This is a genomic window from Paenibacillus sp. PsM32 (assembly GCF_030433815.1).
GTDB lineage: Bacteria > Bacillota > Bacilli > Paenibacillales > Paenibacillaceae > Saccharibacillus > Saccharibacillus kyungheensis.
On the sequence record NZ_JARUWY010000003.1, the window covers coordinates 454194 to 476494 of the forward strand.

Consider the following 22301-nt stretch of genomic DNA (forward strand, 5'->3'; position numbering starts at 1 on the left):
CATTCTACTTCTACTTTTATACTTTTGATAGGCTACCTTCGACCTCGCTTGCGTATTTTGCCTGATCCTGAGCTGGTCTTCGGTTTACTGCTACGTGATGGAGAAAAGAATCCGCCACCTGATGAATCTGAGCGGCTACCTCGATTGATTGTTCCACTTGATCCATTGGAAGAAGAGGAACCACGATTGAAAATACTACCGCTATCTTTAGAACGCTTGGAACTAGAAGATGTGCCACGCTTGAAGATAGAACCTGATTTGTTCACTGTTAAAGGTGGAGCTTGTTTGATATCTTGAGCGGTTGGTTTTTTGTATTGGATCGTGGGCTTATAGGTGTTGTACGTTGTATATCCACGATAACTGCCACCATAATGATATCCACCGAATGAGTTAAATAAATTACTGATAATACTCGCTGTAAGATACCCTTGTAAAAAGCTAGAATCATAATTTCGAGCAACATATTTGTCCGAATCGACTTCTATCAAAGTATCTTCTTTTTTCTCAGGGTCTTGTTGAACTTGGATCAATTCATTATCGTAGACCAAAAACATCCGCTCAGGATCTTGTACACTCATCTCTTGCGGTGTGCGTTGATCTGATAATTGCTCTGCAACTACAGGAACGGTCTCTCCTGCTGCCCGGTATACATATGAAGTCGAATCGCCATCTCTACTTACAGATTCCAGTGGATAATTGACGTCAACTTTGGAATTACCACAGCCTGATAATAATGAAGTTAATAAGGCAAGCATTATTGCTATTTTGAGCAACCATGATGCACGTTGTTTCATTCTTCTTCGCTCCTAACTAGCACGGATAACATGAACGTCTCCGTTAAGTACGAATTCTCCTTCATACAAAGTAAAACGTCCAGCTTGCCATTCGACACGAAGTAATTTACGATCATCTGATTGATATTGCCATACCGATTGATCTCCACTTTGTAACGCTGGTGTTCTGCCTGTAGATATCACTGTTCCTTCATATTGTTCTTCTAAGTAATAATCGGTATCATCCATTTCAATATGGCTAGGTACTTGACTTGAATCTTCAAGACCGCCATCAATTGGATAATACAGAGCATAGCGTACCGTTTCTCGCTCTTCGATATGCAGATAAGCAATCGCATTGCCATCTTGTATCGTGAGAACCACTGCATTACGAGCGCGGTTACGAACGCTTCCTTTAACTTCATATGTAACCAATGATACTTCACAAATATCCCCAACACTCAAGTCCATCGGGCTTTTTTCAACTTTAGCCGGTTCTGGCTTTGATACGAGGTTTGTAAGTCTTTTCCACAATCCCATCGTCACTCTTCCTTTCGTGATCTTTTATAATGAAGCTGAAATAATCAATGCACCTACAATTTGCAATGCTCCGCCAAGTAAACCGTAACCGATTTGACCTTGCTTGGTGCCTTCATCTAGATCAAGACCCATCATTTGTTTCAATAAGAAGCGTACGATTAATTCTAAGATTAATAAGATTACAAATGATACCACAGACACAAGAACAGCTTCGCCAAGACTCCATGATGTACCGATCGCTACCGATAAAATATAACCTTGAGCAAATAACTTCATAACCAAACGAGTTGCGACTGCATTATTTCCTGCTTTAATTTCTGCAATATCTTTGTACTTGGTAAATAAGGAATCGACATACATCAAAACAAATAAAAGTACTGCTCCTACTGCTGTCCATACCGCTATTGATCCTAAAATGTTCCAACTCATACTAGACATCCTCCACATATTCAACATTGTAAAACTATTTGTAGCGTATTAAAGCGTGTACTATTTTCGGCATATCAATTAACATCATCAACCAATCACGATTCATCAAAAATCCATACAAAAAGCGAAGGAGAACAAGCTGTATCGTTCCGACCTTCGCTTTGTAATAAGATATAAGAATAGCCTAATTTATATTGGGATGAAATTAAGATTTGTTCTCGTATTGTTTCATCAATGCTGCTAATTCATCTTCAACAGCTTTGTCTTTACCGAGCGATGCGAACTCATCATCTAGTGATTTGTTCTGACCATTCACTTCTTCACTCGCTTGTGCTTGAGCTTCCATTTGTAGCATTTTTTCTTCCATACGTTTCAAGCCAGATGTTGCAGAATCAGAGCTAAATTCGCTCATTGCATGATTGATTTCTTTTTGCGCTTTGGCTGCTTGATAACGAGCGATTAATGTATCGCGTTTGTTTTTCATTTCAGTCAATTGCTTACGCATTTCATTTAATTTGGCACGAAGATTATCTGCAGAAGCTTTGTTTTGCTCATAGTTCGCTTTGAACTCATCACGTTTGGCTTCAGCGTTTTTCTTTTCTTCTAGTGCACGACGAGCCAGATCAATATTTTGCGCTTGAGCAGCCATATGTGCTTGCTCTTCACGTTTTTTGACCAATGCTTCTTGCTCTTCATACGATTGTTTGAAACGTTTCTCAATAGCGATCTGCGATGCAACAGCTTTCTCTGCATCTTCAAGGTCAGCAGACATATCACGAATATATTGATCTGTCATTTTAATAGGATCTTCTGCCTTCTCAATCAAAGCAAACACATTGGATAAAGTTAAATCACGTAATCTTTTGAAAATAGACATAAATAATTACCTCCAATTTAATAATTGATCACTATTGTCGTGTCAATGATAGATCATAATACGAAGCATGATATTTAATGTTTCAATAATTTGTAATTTGACCGCTATTCATCGTTCTATATTCTGACTATATGACTGCATATAAACACCAATAGGTTCCTTATACTACCTATTTTACGGGATTATGGGTCTTTCGTCTATATCACCCTGCTCATTGCAATCTATACATATAAAATTAAACATATTTGAAACTAAAAAAACACTCTCGGTCGATAAGACCAAGAGTGTTTTTATCTATATAGGCGTCAATCACACCGAGATGGGTTGGCTATGGGCATAACCGAATATCTCATCGTAGTGAACGCTATCTTACATCGCTTTTGTTAACGTAATTGAACCATCTGCTTTGTTCCATTTTACGTCCCAACCTAATAGTTCAGTAATCGAACGTAAAGGTACTAATGTTCTGCCATCGCTATTCACCATAGCATTTGCACTTAACATTTTAGTAGTTCCATTTACATCTACTTTTTTGTTATTAATCCAGAATTTCATTGTATCACTGCCTGCCATTACCGTTACTTGACCCGCAGATTTATTCCAGCTTACTTTAGCACCGATTCCCTCACCCAGGTAACGAAGTGGGATATACGTTGTGCCATTTTTAACGACTGGAGCTGTATCCATCATCGTTGTTTTGTCACCAATTTTGAGCTGTTTGCTATTCAACTTCATCCATACCATCATCATTGAATCATTCGATGTTGTAGGAGCAGTTGTTGTTGGTTGTGTTGGTGTTTGAGTGGTTGGCGCTGTAGGCATAGGTGTTGTTGCTGCTGTTTTAAATTTATCTGGATATTGCGTTACGATCGCACCACCCAATGCTTTACCAATACCGAACATTGTTTTGTATCCTTCACGATCTGCTGTATATGCACCTGCATAGTTTTTAGCTGCATATTGATCGATAACAGCTTGCACTTGATCTTCATGTGTACGCAATGCTGCTAAAGCTGCATCTGCTGGCAAGTTATTTGCTGTAGCTGTACCTAAAAATGTAGAGAATTCTTTGGTGAAGTCAGTAATACGATCTTTGACAGCTTGTAAAGAAGTTTGGTTATTTGATTTGAGTGCATCTACATAATCGCTTTGTGCTTTGATATGATTGGTCACCCAAATTTTTTCAAATTGGTTAGCACCTTCTGCACCATAGATTGATGAGATAGCTGCTTTAAAGTCTGCTGTATTGCCTGCTTCAGCTGCGATTAATGCATCAGAATCAGGTTCACCGTTATATTGTTTTTGCATTTGTAGTACAGATAATGCAAAGTGTTCTGCTGCTAGATGATTAAGTGCTGAACGCAAATCTGCTGCTGGTGTATCGACAGAAGTGTTATCGAATTTAGCAGGGAATTGAGTTACAATCGCACCTGATAACGCTTTACTTACGGTAAACATCGTTTCCAAACCTTCACGATATTCGGTGTAAGCGCCTGTATAATCACCGGCTACATATTTTTCAAATACATCTTGTACTTGATCTTCATGGAGACGAAGAGCATTTTCAGCCGTTTGTTCAGGTAATTTACCTTCTGTTGCTGTAGATAAGAATTTGGCAAATTCATCTACAAATCCTTGTACTTTCGCTTCTGCGGCTTTGATTGCATCTTCATTTTTCATTTTAGTCGCTTTTACCAATTCATCAGTGTATTGATTATGAGCGCGGAAGATTCTTTCGAATTCCGCTGCGCCTTCTTTACCATACAAAGACTCAATAGCCGGTTGCATATCTAATGCATTTTTATCCAATGCGTCTAACGCTTGTGCAGCATCAGGAGCACCTTCATATGCTTTGGTCATCGCTACAACAGCTAGCGCAAAATGTTCAGATAATAGATAATCAAGATCTGAACGAAGATCTGCTGCTTTGGTGCTTACAGTTGGCATTGATGCTGAAGTCGCATCTGCGGCAAAAGCACCTGTAGTGGGAACTAACAAAGATAAGCTAAGTACCGGCACTATTAATTTTTTCATTTTCATCATCAAAACTCCTTTATGTGTTTGTTTTAGTTTTTGTTGTCGTCCTTACACAGATGAACGGAAGAGATTCATTTTTGGATCACTTTGTTATTTTAATTTTTAGAAATAGATTTCAAAAATAGAGCGTTTCACGAATCGAATGTCAGCCTATAGACGATGCATTCCGCTATTACTTTTAAGCAAAAAAAAGCCTGTATCCCTTGATGTACAAAGGGTACAGGCTTTTTAAAATGATGACTTATAATTCGCTATTCTTTTTCTACATAACCGTTATCTAGCGTCAAAAAATTTTTATTATTGTTCAAAAAATACAATGACATGGTAATCAATATTTTGGTAAATATACATATTTAAGTATAATTATCTATGATATCCACGTGCATATTGTACCGGAACTTCTGCTTCTAATTGAAGTTCTTTGGCAGCATGAGTTGCCCAGTATGGATCACGTAACATAGCTCGACCTACTGCTACAAGATCAGCTTGATCGTTTTCGATCACTTTTTCAGCAACTTCATACTCATCCAAAAGACCTACCGCAATCACAGGCATGTTTAACGCTTTTTTGATATGAGTTGCTAATTCTACTTGATATCCCGGACCTACTTGCATACCACCGGAACCGACAGGGCCTTCACCACCAGAAGAAATATGCATCATATCTACTCCTGCTTCTTGGTAACGACGGCAAACGTCAGTAATATAATCGATACCATATCCACCATCAACATATTCACGTGCAGATACACGCATAATTACAGCCATCTCAGCAGGAACCACTTCACGAATGGCTTCTACTACACGTACACCGAACAATGCAAGATCTTGACCGTATTCGTCTTGACGTTGATTGACAAGTGGCGAATGGAATTGATGAATTAAATAACCATGTGCTCCATGCACTTCAACAGTATCAAATGCAGCTTCTACAGCACGACGTGCACCTTGACGATACGCTTCGATCATGTCTTCAACTTCTGCTGTTGTCAGTTCATGAGGTGTTTTGTAACCATCTCCATCATAACGAACAGCCGAAGGTGCCACCGGTGGATTAGCATCTTCTGCTTTGCGTCCAGCATGACCTAATTGAATACCGATCTTCGCTCCATATTGATGTACTCCATCAACAATTTTGCGATAAGCAGGAATGAAAGAATCGTCCCAGATTCCTGTATCGTTGTCTGTAATTCGTCCGTCTGGATGTACAGCAGTCATTTCAACAATAATAAGACCTGTACCGCCTACAGCGCGGCTAATATAGTGAACGTTATGCCAATCATTTGGCATGCCGTCTTTAGTATCTACAGAATATTGACACATCGGTGGCATAACTACCCGATTTTTAAGCTCTAAATTTTTGAATGTGTATGGTGTAAATAGATTGGTCATTATTTTCCCTCCAACAGTATATGATGATCTGTATTATGCCAAATTTATCGTAATAAATAATAACATACTTATTATTATATACTAAAATGAACACAACAAAACATCACAAAAGACATATTAGCTATTTTCACTAAATCTTCATAAAGTTGTCCCAACAAATAATTGATATCATTGTTACAAGAGCGTCTCTATTTCTTATTCTATGCTAAATAGAAAAAAGAGCTGATAAATATATCAGCTCTTTTTCATTTGCTTATTTTCACCTTATTTAGTAGGTTACAGTTGATTGATTTATAGTACTTTGCTCAAAAAGTCTTGTGTACGTGGATGGCTTGGAGCCCCGAATACTTCTTCCGGTGTACCTTGCTCTACAATTTGCCCTGCATCCATAAAAATAATACGGTCGCCTACTTCACGCGCAAAGTTCATTTCATGGGTAACTATGACCATCGTCATGCCTTCATGAGCAAGCTTCTGCATTACTTCTAGCACTTCACCAACCATCTCAGGATCAAGCGCTGATGTAGGTTCATCGAACAACATCACATGCGGTTGCATCGCCAGTGCACGTGCAATCGCAATACGTTGCTTTTGCCCACCGGATAACTGACTTGGGTAAGCATTGTATTTATCTGCTAACCCTACCGTGTGTAACAGATCTTCTGCGATTTTATTAGCCGCATTAGTATTCATTTTTTTCACTTTAATCGGTGCGATGATTAGATTTTGCAATACCGTTTTGTGTGGAAAAAGGTTAAAGTGCTGGAACACCATTCCCATTTTTTTACGAGTATTATCAATATCATGCTTACGCGCTGTAATTAATTCATTTTCAAAATGAATCTCGCCTGCGGTCGGTTGCTCTAACAAGTTGAGACAGCGTAAAAATGTACTTTTACCCGATCCACTCGGTCCAATAATAACAACCACTTCACCTTGAGCGATATCCATATCGATGCCAGTTAATACTTCATTTTTGCCGTATGACTTTTTAAGACCTTTAACGTTGATCACTTGCACTCAACCTCCGTTCTACAATACCTAGTAGTTTGGACAATATAAATGTCATAACAAAGTAAATTGCTGCCGCAATAATCAATGGGCTCAATGCAGAATACGTAATACTACGAACTGCTTGTGCCTGGAACATCAAGTCGGCTACTCCGATAAAGGAAACGATTGATGATTCTTTAATAATGACGACAAATTCATTACCGATCGCTGGCAATACACTTTTGATCGCTTGTGGAATAATAATATGACGCATCGTTGCACCATAAGACATACCTAGTGAACGTGCCGCTTCTGTCTGTCCACGATCCACGCCTTGAATACCTGCACGAAAAATTTCAGCTAGATAAGCAGAACTATTAATAGATAATGTGATAATACCAGATTCTAAGACGGTAAAGTTAATATTAAAGGCTTGTGCGATACCGTAGTGAATAATCAACAATTGAACAAGCATCGGTGTCCCACGCAAAATCTCAATATAGGTCATCGCTAACCAACGGAATACGGAGATTTGTGATAAACGTAACAATGATACAATCAATCCAATAATAAATCCGAACAATACACCCATCGCCGATAAGAACAATGTGTATTGAATGCCTTGCCAGTAGTAACTACGATAATCCCAGAAAATCTGGAAAATATTCGGCTTCGGTTTATCTTTGATTTGCTCTGCTGTTTCACCATCAGTTTCACCTGAATTAAGCTTGAAAGCTGCTTCTACGAATTTATCAATTTCATCATTAGCTTTGAGTTCTGCTAATGTTTTGTTAATTTGACCTAATAATGCAGTATTTCCTTTTTGTACAGCAATCGCCATTGGTGTATCGCTGTCTGGAATTTGAATATCGGTGATTGCAAGATCAGGATGATTAAGCACCTGACCTTCTGCTACAGGGCCTTCCATCACTGCTGCATCTACACGATTCGATTCCAACTGCAACATAATATCAGATACTTTATCAACTGGAGATAATTTAGCTCCTTGAATACCTTCTGCGATATCTTGTTGAATCGAACCTCTTTGTACACCGATCGCAGCCCCTTTCAGGCTATCCATCGTTTTATATTTCGTTTTGTCTTCTGCACGAGTTACAATCACTTGACGAGAAATATAATACGTGTCTGAGAAATCTACATTTTGACGACGTTCGTCTGTAGGTGTCATCCCTGAAATAATCATATCAATCCGGCCGCTATCTAGCGCGGGTAACAAACTGTCAAACGCAATATCTTGAATTTGCAGTTCTGCTCCCATATCGGCAGCGACTCGCTTAGCGATCTCAATATCTGATCCTACAATCTCATCTTTGCCATTTATATTTTTACGAAATTCATAAGGTGCAAAATCTGCACTTAAACCTACAACTACTTTTTTACCTGTGTCTTGTGCAGCCGATGCTATCGGTGATACTGCTAAAAATACAATCAGCACACTAAAGCAAACCGCAAATAACGATTTACATACTTTCAATTTTTTATCCCCTTCCATATTATACACGCAGACTTGACCAGTCTACCGGATCGAAGTAAGTTGACCTACAATCATATCCATTACAGAAACCTTATTAAAAAGTCTAACCGGGTTATTATAAATGAATATGTATGATTATTCAATCATTTTATCGTAAGTTTAGTTCCACTTTATGATATACTACTTTGGTCGAAACATTATATGATAACTTCTAAAGGAGACGATACTATTGTCTATTACATCCAACCTCAAATCACAAATAGCAACAACGATTGACCAACATGCTGAACGTTTCAAAGCAGTTTCTACATATATAGGAGATAATCCTGAACTAGGTAATGAAGAGTTCAAAGCATCTGCCAGATTAAAAGAAGAATTGCTATTCCATAACTTTACGATTGAAGCGCCTATATTAGGGATCGAGACTGCATTTATCGCTACTTACACTGCTCAAAAGTCAGGACCTGTTGTCGCATTGTTATGCGAATATGATGCGTTACCTGAAATTGGACACGCTTGCGGTCATCATCTCATCTGTATGATGAGTGTCAGTGCAGCAGTAGGATTAAAAGCTGTAGTTAATGAGTATGGTGGAACGATTCGAGTCTATGGTACACCAGCAGAAGAAACACGTGGTGCTAAAGTGCCGATGGCAGAAGCTGGCTTGTTCGATGATTGTGATTTTGCGATGATGGCACATCCTTATTATGCCTATGAAAAATCAGGTATTTCTTTAGCGATGGATGCTTTGCAATTTGAATACTTTGGCAAATCTGCTCATGCCGCAGCTAGCCCGCAACACGGTATCAATGCACTAGATAGTGTTTTGCAATTGTTTAATGGAATCAATGCTCTTCGTCAACAGACACGAAGTGATACACGGATTCATGGCATTATTAATCAAGGCGGAGTAGCTGCTAATATTATACCGGACTACGCTTCTGCTCAATTTTATATTCGTTCTGCTAGTCGTGAATATACCAATGAACTTGTAGAAAAAGTAAAACGTATTGCTGAAGGATCTGCTTTGCAAACAGGATGTACTTTAAAAGTGTCGAATTATGAATATTCGTATGATGAATTAATTACCAACACTACGTTATCCGAGGTATTTACTAATAATCTGGTCTCTCATGGAGTAGCACGCTCTGATATTCATAGTGGCAAAGACGCTGGGTCACTTGATCTGGGAAATGTATCTACACACTGCCCTGCGATTCATCCTTATATTCAAGTCACTACAGAAAAACATGAATTGCACAGTATTGGATTTCGTGATCGTGCCAAGCAACCTGAAGCTTTAGACGCAATGATATTTGGAGGCAAGATTTTGGCAGAAACAGCGTATGATGTGATAAGCCAACCTGAACTATTGCAACAGATTAAGCAAGAATTTGCAGCACGTTAAGATGTAATCATTTCCAGTCGGACTCTAACATTCTAATTAGCTATTATTTTATTCATTTAGCGATAATACTAGGTATCTGTCTGCTTAACTGTAATGCAAGAATGATTTTCGTATAGAGATCGTTTTCTACAAAATAACTTTATAATCGGCTGATTGTAAAAGACAGGAGTGGTTGTAAATGTCCTTTGATCTTTTATTATTAATAGCTTTTATTATTGTGTTTATTGTTATGTTCCGTAGAATCGCTCGTAGACATCAAGGCGATTCCTGGTCAATCAAAGCGAATCAGCGCTTTTTCCGGTCTGCTGTTGCGGCACCGACATCGATTGTGCCTGCTGGGCATCCTTGTGTACCGTTAGTTCTTAGATTAGAAAATGCTTTGCCTGCTGATTATGCTCATCAATTAAGACAGCGTGTGATGACAGAACATCCCGATATGACAGAGGAAGAATGGAATTGGCGCTGGGTCGAAATGCGTCGTTACTTTTTGATCTGTGCGCTTTTCAATCAAATGCCGATGTTCAGCAGTAAAGTGGATGATATCTGGCATGAAATGTTGATGTTTACGCGTGAGTATCAGCAGTTCTGTGATCGCTTTTTTGGATATATGTTGCATCATTCTCCACATGGACAATCGGTATCACAGCCAGATCAACGGGCTTTATTTGACTGGGCGTATTCGCAACTGTTCCCGATTACTCGTCCTAACTCTAGATTGTGGAATGGATTTTTCAATTATCCGTTGGCACGTTCAACGATGAATAACTTGTATTCTTTTAATGAGTATCGTATCGATCATAGTCTGTTTAACCGTCATACATTTAACCATATTCCTGAAGCCAAAACAGCCATTTTATATTTGAGCAAACAATTTCAGGATCACAATCAACAAGCATTGCAAAAAACACCACCGGCGCGGTATAACAAACAAAGTAAACATCATACCTACGATAACGGAAATTACACTTCGCCAAGTGATAATTATGGTCTGGGTCTGTCCGGTTGTGCTGCTGTATATTATTCGCAAAATGATGTACAACACTTCTGCCCGGCAGTGAATCAGTATTTGCCAGCAGATGTGCAGACGTTGCAATCGTATAATGCTAGTTCTTCTTGTGGTACAGGATATATGTCTACAGACTCTGGTTCAGGACGATCAGGGCATCACAGTCATGGAAGCGATTCTTATGATTCTTCTCACAGTCATAGCGGAAACGATTCAAGCAGTAGTTCTTGCAGTAGTGATAGTTCTGGAAGTAGTTGTGGCGGTGGCGGAGGAGATTAATTACATTAATCTTGGGTGTGAGCCATACGTTGCATACAGACTGGGTCTGTATCTTTATTTGTGAGAGCGCTTTATAAAACATTTGTAGAAAATAAAAAATAAACAGATGATATGGTGGAGGATTATTGTATGGCTCGTTCTTTTTTTAAAATTTCAAAGGAGAGACAGCCGCAGTTGTCTCTCCTTGAATCTTTTTTCTAATCCTTTATAGGATTGAATATCATAAGCTATCAAATTCCGCATAAACTCTATCATTTTCATAATGGTGTGTAAGACCTTTGATTCAAATCTCTTATGAATATCAAATTATACATACTAGGGTCTTACTTATTTAGTGCATATTTTAAAGCTTCAACATATTGCGACTCAGCACGTTGTCCAATTGGAGCTTGAGACATAAAAGCTTCAAAACCGTGGTAACTTCCTGGATAAATATGAAACTCGGTTGGTACACCTGCACGTAAAAGCCTTGTGACATAATCAATCGTTTCATCACGGAAAAGATCCAATTCTCCAACACAAGTATAGGTGGGAGGAAGCCCTGATAGATCTGTAGCACGAGCTGGAGCAGCATATTGAGAAATATCATTATTGCCGTCCTTCCCCAAATACATTTGCCACCCAAAAATATTACTTTCTCTATTCCATACCCTAGCATCAGTTATTTCATAACTTGAAGGAGTAATATTCCGATCATCAATCATAGGATATAATGGCATTTGAAATGCAATTTTTGGTCCTTTTCTATCTCTTGCTAACAATGATAATGCTGCTGTTAGCCCACCTCCAGCACTTTGTCCAGCAACAGCAATGCGATTAGAATCGACTCCAAGCGTAGTAGCATTTTCTGAGAACCATTTTAACGCAGAATAACAATCTTCAAGCGGAGCAGGATATGGGTGTTCAGGTGCTAAACGATAATCTACCGAAACAACTAAACTATCGGTTTCTAAAACAAACCGCCGACATAATGCATCATTTATTTCAGCTCCCCCTATTATATACCCTCCTCCATGAATCCATAATACTCCAGACATCATTTTATGTTTTGAGACTGGCTCGTATATAACAATTGGGATAGCAGGCGCACCTTGCAATCCTGGTATACTATGGAATGATTTAGCGACCAAATCGTCAGAAGGTTGAATATAATTTTGAGCCATTTGGTGCATTTGTTTTCTAGTTTCTTCTAATCCATTTTCATCAAGTATTGTTTCGGGAAAAGTAGAAAATAATGTTTTTAAATCCGGATGAACTCTTGAATCCATAGTAATCTCTCCTCAATATAATTGGTCTTGTTACCTTTAAGTTATTTTTCATTTTCTCTCAATTCTCAGTATGAATAGAGGATTTATTTTCTTTCAATCATTACATCTTTCATCAGTTCATCTATAATTTCTTTGCAAGTTTTGATAGTTTTAATGGAATCAATTTTACTAGAAATGGTGACAAGACCTTCTTCCAATTTCCCATCCACTATCCCGAGTTTGAAAACTATGCTATCCAACTGCGCTAGTTTACCTTCAGCATTTAACTTTTCAGCTTGTAAGGCTAACGTATGTGGTGTAGAACGTAATGAGCCAAATCCAGTTTTAATTGACACTATTTCCTTATTTCCATATTCAATTATGTCTTGTTTAGCTACATCACTTGCTGGTGATTCTTTAGTTGCTAGGAATCTCGTACCCATGTATATTCCTTCTGCACCTAAAGCGAATACTGCATCAACAGTTGTCTTATCTGTAATACCCCCTGCTGCTATCACAGGAATATTTACAGCATCTAAAATGATCTTTACGATTGAAGCAGTTGGTATAGGATGAATAGGAGCCACACCTCCTGCTTCAAAGCCAGTCGCAATAATTATATCTGCACCAGCATTTTCTGCAATTTGTGCTCCTAATACCGTTGGTGATCCTTCACGAAAAAGAATTGTAAAACCGAGTTCTTTCAATCGCTTAATGCCTTGCTTATTAGGTATACCTACTGCAGCTAGAATTTTAATGTTTTCCTCATTGCATATTTTAAGAATTTCTTGACTGATAGGATGATGATTTTCTAAATCACCTTCAGATAGCATGTAATTAACACCAAATGGCTTATCTGTAATTTGTTTTGTTTTTATAATTTCATTTCTTAGACGTTCTCCAATGTCTACAGGATCAATAGCAATTTTATTTTGACCTGCATGTGACCCTAGAATTCCTAACCCTCCTGCATTAGATACAGCAGCTACCAATTCTGCTGAAGTCCCCCAAGCCATAGGTGCTTGAATAATTGGATATTGTATTCCTAAAATTTCACTAACTCTATTCATCTTATTAGCTCCTTTATATTTATAATTTGTGAAGCTACATTTGGAAATTCTTTATACAAAATAAGTATCAGACTCTGTCGTGCCATTTTACATAGAGAAAAGCACTTTAATTAGTGTATATACACCAAATGTATTGCAATTGTATTAATGCAATTACAATACATTTGGACACTTATAAATATAATTTATTATTATTTTAAAAAAATAATCAATTATTGAAGGAGCTCTTTAAATGATTCTGAAAGAGATGTCAACGGATGTCCTAATACTTGTTCGAAAACAGAAGGGTTTGCTTTTGATTCTCCATTATGCCCTTTTTCTGCATAATCTTGATAAGACATAGCGAGCATAGACTCTACTTGAGATATTTTAATTTGTGCTAAATAACTTTCCAATTCGTTTCGTGTGACTTTTTGAATATCAATAGTTTGAGCAACAATTTTTTCTACTGCTTGCCCTAGTTCTTTAAATGTGTAGGGTCTACCAGTTAACTCCAACACTTCATCATAATTACCATCAGCAATGACTCTAGCTCCTGCTTCAGCATACTCACGCTTCAATGCCCATGATAACTGTGCATCTGTTGAATAATATAAGAATTTTTTTGTTTGTACGGAAGTAAGAACATAAGGAGCTATAAGTTCTACATACCAGTTATTACGTAGAAATGTATATGGAATACCAGACTCTTTAATCAATTCTTCTGTCATTCGATGGTTTACTTCTAAGCCAAACTTCTCATGTTCCAAACCATAAAGACTAGTATATGCAATATATTGAACTTGATTAATTTGGGCTGCTTCCACTACATTTTTCTGTATCCCTGGCGAAGAAGTGGAAACAAATAAAAGCCGATCAATTCCTTTTAAAGCATTTATCATTGAAGAACGATCTTTGTAATCTGCCACACGAATATTGATTCCTTTATTTTTAAATTGTTTTCCTTTTTCTTCGCTACGAACAAGTGCATATAGATTTGCTTGAGGAGCAAATTCTTTTAAATAATCTAATGCATAGTTTCCATAGCCACCATTTGCGCCTGTTACCATAATATTCATGCTTATTTTCACACTCTCTTTCATTTATTATTTGATAGTATTTAAAGTAATACTTCTTTCATAGTTCGTTTCTTCTTAAATCATGAATCCACCAGATGCCTCAATTCTTTGAGCTGTAACCCATTGCATATCATCTAGACATAAAGATGCAATCACACTAGCAACATGATCAGGATCACCAACTTCACCGAGAGCAGTTTGTTCTATCAAATATTCTCTTATGCTTTCATCCGTTTTTATAATTCCTCCACCAAAGTCAGTAACTGTAGGTCCTGGTGCTACTGTATTTACTTTAATTTTACGAACTCCCAGCTCTTTAGCCCAGTATTTAGTTAAAATTTCTAAAGCACCTTTCATAGCTCCATAAATACTACTTCCTTCTGCAGTTACACGAGCTAATGCGGAGGATACATTGATAATGCTTCCGCGATCTACTATTAATGGAAGCAATGCCTGGGTCAAAAAGTAAATGCCTTTAAAATTCACATTTATTAAATCATCAAATTGTTCCTCAGTAGTACTACCTAGTAATGTTTGACCTCCAATACCTGCATTATTAATCAAAATATCCAATTGAGTTTGTCCCCATGTTTGTTTTAAAACTTTAGAGAGATCCGAAACGAATAATTCAAAGCTAGATATCTCGCTTACATCTAATTGCATAGAAACGGCTTTTCCTCCTAATTGTTCAATTTCCTGAACAACTAATTCAGCGCTGGCTTTATCACTTTTATAAGTAATGACGCTGTGAATTCCTTTTTTTGACAAAGCAATCGCTTCGCTTCTACCAATTCCTCGACTACCACCTGTGATTAAAGCTATTTTATGAGTTTCCATGTACATGCTCCTTTAAATTAATAGTTTGACAATACAAATATTATTATTTAGTGCATACTTTTCACTTTACTATTCGTTTCATTACTGCGACGAACAAACAAGCCAACAATAAAGCCGATAAAAGCAATGACCATCATAATTACAAATACATTTTGTGCACCAACAGTTATTGCATTTGCGATTTCCTCTGAGTGTGTAGGTGTAAATGAAGTAGATAAATATTTATTTTTCCCACTACTCAAAATACTAACTGCTACAGCTGTTCCCATCGCTCCAATCACTTGCATCATCGTATTTAAAACCGCTGATCCATGAGAATACAACTTAGCAGGTAATTGATTCAAAGCAGTGGTTTGTGAAGCTGGCCATATCAATGCAATTCCTCCTGCTAGAATCATATGCAATGCAATAATGAGTCCAATAGATGAAGCTGGTGTCAATGTTGTGAAGAACCATAAAACCATTATCACAATAAGCAAACCTGGAATAATCACCCATTTGGGTCCATACTTATCAAACAATCGTCCTGAGATCATCTGGATGATACCATTGAGTGCACTGCCTGGTAGCAACATCAATCCCGTAATAAAGACCGAAAGTCCCGCTCCTGTTTGCAAGAACATTGGCAATACAATCATTGTTGACATGAAAATGACCATACACATCATGACAAGGAAAACTCCAATTACAAACATTGGGTATTTAAAAACACGTAAATTAAGCAACGGCTGATCCCTCATCTGCCTTAAAACAAACAATAAAATTGCTATTACGCCAACAATTATTAACGTAAGCACCAATGGATCAGACCAACCACCACCTCCTTTTCCAGCTTGACCAAATCCAAATACGATACTTCCAAATCCAATCGTAGACAAAGTAGCAGAAGGTATATCAATACGTTGTTTACTAACTTCTGTTACATTCTCTAAATACCTCAGTCCAAACCACATTCCAATCAACATTAAAGGAAGTAATAATAGAAAAATAAAGTGCCAAGAATAATATTGAATAATCATCCCACTAATTGCTGGTCCCATCGCTGGTGCAAATGATAAGACTAATCCAACATATCCCATAGCAGTTCCTCTTTTTTCTGGAGGAAAAATTATGAGCAGAGTATTAAATATAAGAGGTAATAACAAACCCATCCCACTGGCTTGCAAAACACGAGCAGTCATGAGCATCTCAAAGTTGATTGATACGGCTGCTAAAAGTGTACCCATCGTTAGTCCAATTGTAGATGCAATAAATATTTGTCTAGTAGTAAACATTTGTAACAATTGTCCGGTAAATGGCATTAATATGCCTAGTGTCAATAGGTACCCTGTTGTTAACCATTGAGCTGTAGCAGCTTCAATTTGAAATATCTCCATCAAATTAGTCATTGCTATGTTAAGAGATGTTTCACTAAACATCCCAACAAAACCACATATTAAAAGTGAAGCCAAAATAGCACGTGTATTATATTTCTTTTCCAATTTTCTTATACTCCTTCTAACTAAAATCTTTTATTGATAAATCCTGTATCAGCTATTTACTATTTCATTTGTTTATGAAATCAATTTCTAAAAATTTAATCACCCACTCTATACTAAAATATAAAACGTTATTTCCGGAATTATGGAAATATAGTACATGACTATAATATAGAATTTTATAATCCTTCCTTTTAAAATTCTATATTACTAGAATAATGGAAATAACGTTTAAAAATAAACCCTTTTAATTAATCATTTCGATATGCTTTCTATTTATTTAATATACAACATTTTTTATTTCGATTTTAATCGAAATAAAAAATGTTGTATATTAATACTAATTAAAGCAATTCAGGGCAAACTTGTTTTACTATATCATTATTTAACTTATAAAAGATGTAAGTCCCTTGTTTCTCGGGAATTATAATTCCACAGTCTGATAATTGCTTAAGATGGTGAGACAATGTAGATAAAGGAATACCATTGAGGCTATCTCCAAGATGTCCTACACATAAACATTTACCATCTGCAAGAGTTTGAACAATTTTGTATCTTGTAATATCACCCAATGCTTTATGAACTTTAACAACTTGATCAATATTCATTTTGGTTAGTACCTTTCTTAAATGACATAGTATATATTTCGATGTAACTCGAAATATATACTATCATGAATTAATTTTGCTGTAAATAGTCTTTCTTTTAAATGATACTTGGTAATCAAAAAATAGTTACTGTAATATCGTAAACACATTTATTGATTTTGAAAAATTCGAAATAAAGTATTCATTGATGTTGTATACCTAGAAATTTTTACTGTGTATAATAAATTTATAATTCTAAGTACAATAAAAATCATTGCAATAATAGTTAAAAATAAATAATTTCATAAACTAATTAGTGAAAAAATTTACTATAAAAACCTTTTTATTAGAAATGAAATATATCCTGATTGATATGCCATACATATCATCTATTCATACTTTTTTGGAAAGGAGATGATCATTCATCTATTTGTCAACGAAATAACTCTTATCTGCTCTACGATTTCACTTACAACGGAGGATATAACACACTATGGCTCGTTCTTTTTTTTCGCGCTTGGAAGGCAACAGCCGCGGCTGTCTTGCCTTTGAACCTTTTTTTCTGATTCCATTTAGTATCGAATATCATAAGCCATCAAATTCCGCATAAACTCTAGTAAAATCGCAATTTTTTAAATTAGATTTTGTATATTTTATCATTGAATATCTAGCGCTGTCGGCACGAAATCGGCACGCGATTAGAGTAAATTTAATCCTATCTCTTTATATATTGCATTCTATTACTAGGATAGATTTGCTATAATTTATATTTTTTTATACTGATAAAGCCGTCTATTGTTCTATTAATAGAATTAACTCAACAAAACTTCAAAATAAAAAAAAGAAATTAACCAACTTACTAGTAATAAAAAGTAAGAAACAAAAAAGTCTGTTTCATAATAGAAGAGCTTTTAATATTCAATAAAGTACTTACAACTTTTACGAATTATTAAGACTCAGCTATTACAGATGTTATGACACTTCACAATGAGATTAATACGTACATTCAATTAAAGAAATAAAAACAACCCTTCCATTATGGAAGGGTCTCTTAATGTTCAGTAAAGTATTTAGAACCATCTTCTACTATAGGTTTATTAGTATCTGGTTGTTTAAGCATAAGAATAGATAATGGATCAGATCCATCCCATTGAATATATTCGTCTTCTACAAGTTGAATTAAGCTCGATTGTATTTGATCCCTAGATTTACCAGTACTACGTTGTAAAAATGCAAGGTTAGGTATCTGACGATGTTGAGCAAAGTGATTGTAGATGATTCTAAATAGTTTTCTTTCTGAATCTTGTAACATAGTGAATCCCCCTCCACTATGTATTATATACGAACTTGAGTTCTATTATATATTTAAGTTCAGATAAACACACTTAGGAAGGAGTGTATATTTTGAACAAAAAACTAAGTCACGAGACAACAGCAACTAAATATTTAAGAGAACAATATAAAGTAGGAAATTATTTCAATTTAAGATTTGGAGCAATTTCAAAAATCAAAACGTTCTCTTAAAAACAGAGTTAATACAAAAAGAAAGTTTTGAGAATCTTGGTAGTATATATTCTGAAACTGAAGAAAAATACGAATTTATGAAACAATTGGGTTTAATCATTACTGTAATAATATTTTTAATAACGACTTTATTTGGAACTCTTACATTCTATTTACAACAATCTATGAGGAATATTGATTGGACTCATGAAACAATAATTCTTGAACTAAAAGCTAAAGCTGATCTATTTGACAGCTCGGAATGGTTAAATGAACCTACTGATCTTTATAAAGCTGAATATGAACTTTATAACGAAAATTTATTGCAACAAGTAGCATCATTTAATGATCAATTAACTGTAGTTTACAAAATGTATTATAGATTAACTTTAACTATTTCAATTTTTTAGCAATATTATTTAGTTTAGTATAGCCTAAATATACATGGCTATGTAGCATACATTTTTACGTAAAAGAAGCATATAAACAAAAAGAAAAACTACATGACCAAAGATTAAAACTTCGTAAAGAAAGGCTTTCCCTTATGAAGTAGACTGTTATTTATTATATATAACAAATCAATATAAATACTTATCGTTATTTTTCTTTGAAGTATATATTGTATTTATGTTACATATATACTTTAAAAGCAAATAATCAGTCTCCCCAAAAATTTATTGCTTCAAACAAAAATTATAAGAAATATTTATCGTATATAGCAAATCTAGCTTAAAAAAACATACGTTCTCTATTAATACATACTTATACACTTATAATAGATTCAGGAGGGAGGTGATATCATGCTCTCTTTTTTGAATGAGATTATCCAATTAGTGATAGGAATAATTACTCTTATTACTGTTTGGAAAGCTCATAAGCTGAAAAAGACTCCAAAGCGGTTGGAGCGCTTTAGAGTCAAAAAGTAAACAGCAGAGCTGGCAATTTAATTGCCAGTTCTACATAAACAATTGTACAACAAAATAGTAAATCTGTAATACATAACGTACAAAGTATTTTATTTTTATTTAAAACAATTTAATTAGGTCTGTCTAAAGCCTAATTTTACTAGGTATTTTCAAATAAAAAATGTAATGCATAAAGTACACTTTTTATTTGCATGTACACATTAACAAACTTTTTATGCTATCGGAAGAGAAGGATCTTCATCTTGATGAACGTATATTTCTTTTTTAATCAACTCTTCTTTCTCAATAAATTTGTATACCATACATTTATCTTGAATAGGATTATCCCCTAATAAAAATTGATTGTTTTCATTCAGATGAAATATATACCATTTAGTAACTTCCGTGCCATTCCCAAATTTAATAAATAAAAGTTTTTCAACTCTTATCTCTTTTGTAATAAGAATTAAAGTATTCTCAAAAAGACGCAAGCATAAAGCACCAATAAAAATAAATAATAGTATTATTAAGATAATAAGAAATCTAAGTTCAATAAGTTTATTTATATCTATAATTTGCTTAACATCTTCTTCGTTTAAAGTAAATAATGATCCAGCAATAAGTGGGATAAGTGAGAAGCTGAACAAGTTATATAATAATAAAAATAAAGAAGCAATTTTTCTGTCAGCTTCTTCAAAATATTTCTTCAATCCTTGCTTAAAATAGATAATTGCATAAAAAATTGCTCCTATCAAAAGAATTGCTAATACAACAATTGTTATAATAATTAGCATGTATTTCAATTTCAAAATCATCAGTAGAACTGAACAATAAAACAATGTTGCAGAAATAAGAATAACTACAAATGTAGTCTTTGTAGCTTTTATAAAAAAATTCTTTTCTTTGCTGTACACTAATTTTTCGATTTTAGTAGATGTAAACATTGTTAAAAACCTTGAACGTCCTACAAAAAATAGTATCCCAATTATGAGACTTAATATTCCTCCAGGTAATACTTTGCTTAAAAGTAAAGTCTGTAATTCAACCATTATAATTATCTCCTTATGTATCTTTGTTTTTTACATAAGTAATAACGGCTTAAATCGAAAAATTGTTAATATTTTTTATAAGTTCTAAATATATGTATATCCCTAGAATAGTAAACATCTTGAATCTTTATATACTCTAACGTATACTTCTGGATCACTCCCCCATAATCAATAATCACATCTACTTCTATTTCTAATTCTTTCATTACATCTACTCTTACCTGGCTGATCACTGCTGCAAATAACTCTGCATCTGTTCTCAGTACTCTAAAAACGCTATGATCTATCAGCATCTACTCCTTTAATTTAAAAATAAAAAAGACTTTATTAGCTATATAAGCTAATAAAGTCCTTGGTTCTTCCAAGTAATATAGAATATGCTTTTTATTTTATTTACCTTTAGTCTCTTGGTTTAACACCTTCCAAATTACAGAAGGTACTCAACCAAAGTACTAAAAACCTATTAAATAATAGTTTTCCCAAAAAATAATAGCACTATCAAGAAAACCAAAGTACATAGAGCTATACGAAGTATGCTCTTCATTATGTGAAACACCTCCTTTACCTGAAGAGGTTATTAATAAGAGTACATTGAAAAAAGTAATAAAGCAATATGTAAAATGACTTGCTCATAAAGTTGAAATTCTTCACAAATTAATTAATAATATAGCATGATTGACCTAGTTCTTATATGCTACAATTGGTAAAAATTATATTCTAAAGGGGAATTTAGAAAAATGAAGATTAAAATGAGCATTTTGGCATTTTGTGCAGTAGTAATGTTATCTGCTTGCGCTCCTACTGCACAACCAAAGGCGGTAGATCCTGCACAAAAAGAATTTAAGATTGGTGATACTGTCGATTTAGAAGGTTTTGAAACTACTGTAACTAAAGTTGAAAAATCAAAAGGTAGTGAATATGATAAACCTAGATCCGGCAACGAGTTTGTTATTGTACACATAGAACTAAAAAACAACAGTTCAAAACAAGTGTCTTATGATCCTTCCAATTACAAAATGTCCAATAGTAAAGGGCAAATTACAGATATAGCATCTACCATGGTAGATCAAGATACTTATTTATCGTATGGCGATTTAGCATCTGGCGGAAGTATAGAAGGAACATTAGCATTTGAGCAACCTAAGAATGATAAAAAGCTTCAATTACAATATACAGATTATACGGTCTATAAGGTCGCATATGAGACTTCTCTGAAAATTAATCTACAGTAATAAGAGAGGTATTATCAATGTTTGCAGTGGGTTTATTTGGTAGGATTTCAGAATAATCTGTGCAATAATCACCTTAATTGTCGGGGCATTGATGTTGCCCTTTCTA

General features: G+C 35.2%; 21 protein-coding genes. 4 read left to right on the plus strand and 17 right to left on the minus strand.

The window, feature by feature from the left end; genetic code table 11:
* Positions 1 to 32: 32 nt before the first annotated feature.
* The 8 genes from QCD85_RS09865 to QCD85_RS09900 all read right to left on the minus strand — a co-directional run bounded on the left by QCD85_RS09865 (position 33) and on the right by QCD85_RS09900 (position 8536).
* Entirely contained in the window at positions 33 to 794 is a 762-nt protein-coding gene (locus tag QCD85_RS09865; RefSeq protein ID WP_301262474.1) for a DUF4247 domain-containing protein, read from the minus strand.
* Between the two features lie 12 nt (positions 795 to 806).
* Complete coding sequence (locus QCD85_RS09870) at positions 807 to 1313, minus strand: DUF4178 domain-containing protein (RefSeq protein WP_273612592.1); 507 nt, start codon at positions 1311 to 1313, stop codon at positions 807 to 809.
* 24 nt (positions 1314 to 1337) lie between these two features.
* Positions 1338 to 1742: a DUF350 domain-containing protein gene (locus QCD85_RS09875; RefSeq protein ID WP_273612593.1), complete on the minus strand. Its 405-nt coding sequence runs from the start codon at positions 1740 to 1742 to the stop codon at positions 1338 to 1340.
* A 205-nt stretch (positions 1743 to 1947) separates the two neighbouring features.
* Positions 1948 to 2619 carry a PspA/IM30 family protein gene (locus tag QCD85_RS09880; RefSeq protein ID WP_069328148.1) on the minus strand — a complete coding sequence of 224 codons (672 nt, stop codon included), beginning with the start codon at positions 2617 to 2619 and terminating at the stop codon, positions 1948 to 1950.
* Between the two features lie 369 nt (positions 2620 to 2988).
* The gene (locus QCD85_RS09885) at positions 2989 to 4659 is read right to left on the minus strand and encodes a copper amine oxidase N-terminal domain-containing protein (protein ID WP_301262475.1); all 1671 of its coding nucleotides are present in this window, start codon (positions 4657 to 4659) and stop codon (positions 2989 to 2991) included.
* Positions 4660 to 5019: 360 nt separating this feature from the next.
* A complete protein-coding gene (locus tag QCD85_RS09890) occupies positions 5020 to 6048 on the minus strand; it encodes an NADH:flavin oxidoreductase/NADH oxidase (RefSeq protein ID WP_301262476.1) in 1029 nt (342 codons plus the stop codon).
* Between the two features lie 291 nt (positions 6049 to 6339).
* Positions 6340 to 7062 carry an amino acid ABC transporter ATP-binding protein gene (locus QCD85_RS09895; protein WP_301262477.1) on the minus strand — a complete coding sequence of 241 codons (723 nt, stop codon included), beginning with the start codon at positions 7060 to 7062 and terminating at the stop codon, positions 6340 to 6342.
* Entirely contained in the window at positions 7049 to 8536 is a 1488-nt protein-coding gene (locus tag QCD85_RS09900; protein ID WP_441005613.1) for an ABC transporter substrate-binding protein/permease, read from the minus strand. Before QCD85_RS09900 ends, QCD85_RS09895 begins: the two co-directional genes overlap by 14 nt.
* A 235-nt stretch (positions 8537 to 8771) precedes the next feature.
* Between QCD85_RS09900 and QCD85_RS09905 the strand changes: the two genes are divergently transcribed.
* Positions 8772 to 9944: a M20 family metallopeptidase gene (locus QCD85_RS09905; RefSeq protein WP_301262503.1), complete on the plus strand. Its 1173-nt coding sequence runs from the start codon at positions 8772 to 8774 to the stop codon at positions 9942 to 9944.
* Between the two features lie 178 nt (positions 9945 to 10122).
* Positions 10123 to 11229, plus strand: a complete 1107-nt coding sequence (locus QCD85_RS09910; RefSeq protein ID WP_301262478.1) for a hypothetical protein — start codon at positions 10123 to 10125, stop codon at positions 11227 to 11229.
* A 323-nt stretch (positions 11230 to 11552) separates the two neighbouring features.
* On the opposite strand, the gene QCD85_RS09915 is transcribed toward QCD85_RS09910, so the two are convergent.
* The 7 genes from QCD85_RS09915 to QCD85_RS09945 all read right to left on the minus strand — a co-directional run bounded on the left by QCD85_RS09915 (position 11553) and on the right by QCD85_RS09945 (position 18818).
* Entirely contained in the window at positions 11553 to 12497 is a 945-nt protein-coding gene (locus QCD85_RS09915; protein WP_301262479.1) for an alpha/beta hydrolase, read from the minus strand.
* Positions 12498 to 12580: 83 nt separating this feature from the next.
* Positions 12581 to 13546 (minus strand): NAD(P)H-dependent flavin oxidoreductase, encoded by a 966-nt coding sequence (locus tag QCD85_RS09920; RefSeq protein ID WP_301262480.1) that lies wholly within the window; start codon positions 13544 to 13546, stop codon positions 12581 to 12583.
* Between the two features lie 212 nt (positions 13547 to 13758).
* On the minus strand, positions 13759 to 14604 hold the full coding sequence (locus QCD85_RS09925) for an NAD(P)H-binding protein (protein ID WP_301262481.1): 846 nt from the start codon (positions 14602 to 14604) through the stop codon (positions 13759 to 13761).
* Positions 14605 to 14679: 75 nt separating this feature from the next.
* Positions 14680 to 15441 carry an SDR family NAD(P)-dependent oxidoreductase gene (locus tag QCD85_RS09930; RefSeq protein WP_301262482.1) on the minus strand — a complete coding sequence of 254 codons (762 nt, stop codon included), beginning with the start codon at positions 15439 to 15441 and terminating at the stop codon, positions 14680 to 14682.
* A 47-nt stretch (positions 15442 to 15488) separates the two neighbouring features.
* On the minus strand, positions 15489 to 16949 hold the full coding sequence (locus tag QCD85_RS09935) for a DHA2 family efflux MFS transporter permease subunit (protein WP_441005616.1): 1461 nt from the start codon (positions 16947 to 16949) through the stop codon (positions 15489 to 15491).
* Between the two features lie 314 nt (positions 16950 to 17263).
* Complete coding sequence (locus QCD85_RS09940) at positions 17264 to 17527, minus strand: ArsR/SmtB family transcription factor (protein ID WP_301262483.1); 264 nt, start codon at positions 17525 to 17527, stop codon at positions 17264 to 17266.
* A gap of 1030 nt (positions 17528 to 18557) precedes the next feature.
* On the minus strand, positions 18558 to 18818 hold the full coding sequence (locus tag QCD85_RS09945; RefSeq protein WP_274172735.1) for a hypothetical protein: 261 nt from the start codon (positions 18816 to 18818) through the stop codon (positions 18558 to 18560).
* A 289-nt stretch (positions 18819 to 19107) separates the two neighbouring features.
* On the opposite strand from QCD85_RS09945, the gene QCD85_RS09950 reads away from it, so the two are divergent.
* Positions 19108 to 19419: a hypothetical protein gene (locus QCD85_RS09950; protein WP_274172734.1), complete on the plus strand. Its 312-nt coding sequence runs from the start codon at positions 19108 to 19110 to the stop codon at positions 19417 to 19419.
* A 728-nt stretch (positions 19420 to 20147) separates the two neighbouring features.
* Here the strand turns inward: QCD85_RS09950 and QCD85_RS09955 are convergent.
* A complete protein-coding gene (locus QCD85_RS09955; RefSeq protein ID WP_274172733.1) occupies positions 20148 to 20963 on the minus strand; it encodes a hypothetical protein in 816 nt (271 codons plus the stop codon).
* Positions 20964 to 21028: 65 nt separating this feature from the next.
* Positions 21029 to 21256 carry a hypothetical protein gene (locus QCD85_RS09960; RefSeq protein ID WP_274172732.1) on the minus strand — a complete coding sequence of 76 codons (228 nt, stop codon included), beginning with the start codon at positions 21254 to 21256 and terminating at the stop codon, positions 21029 to 21031.
* Positions 21257 to 21700: 444 nt separating this feature from the next.
* Between QCD85_RS09960 and QCD85_RS09965 the strand changes: the two genes are divergently transcribed.
* Positions 21701 to 22195, plus strand: a complete 495-nt coding sequence (locus QCD85_RS09965) for a DUF4352 domain-containing protein (RefSeq protein ID WP_274172731.1) — start codon at positions 21701 to 21703, stop codon at positions 22193 to 22195.
* The last annotated feature ends 106 nt before the right edge of the window (positions 22196 to 22301 follow it).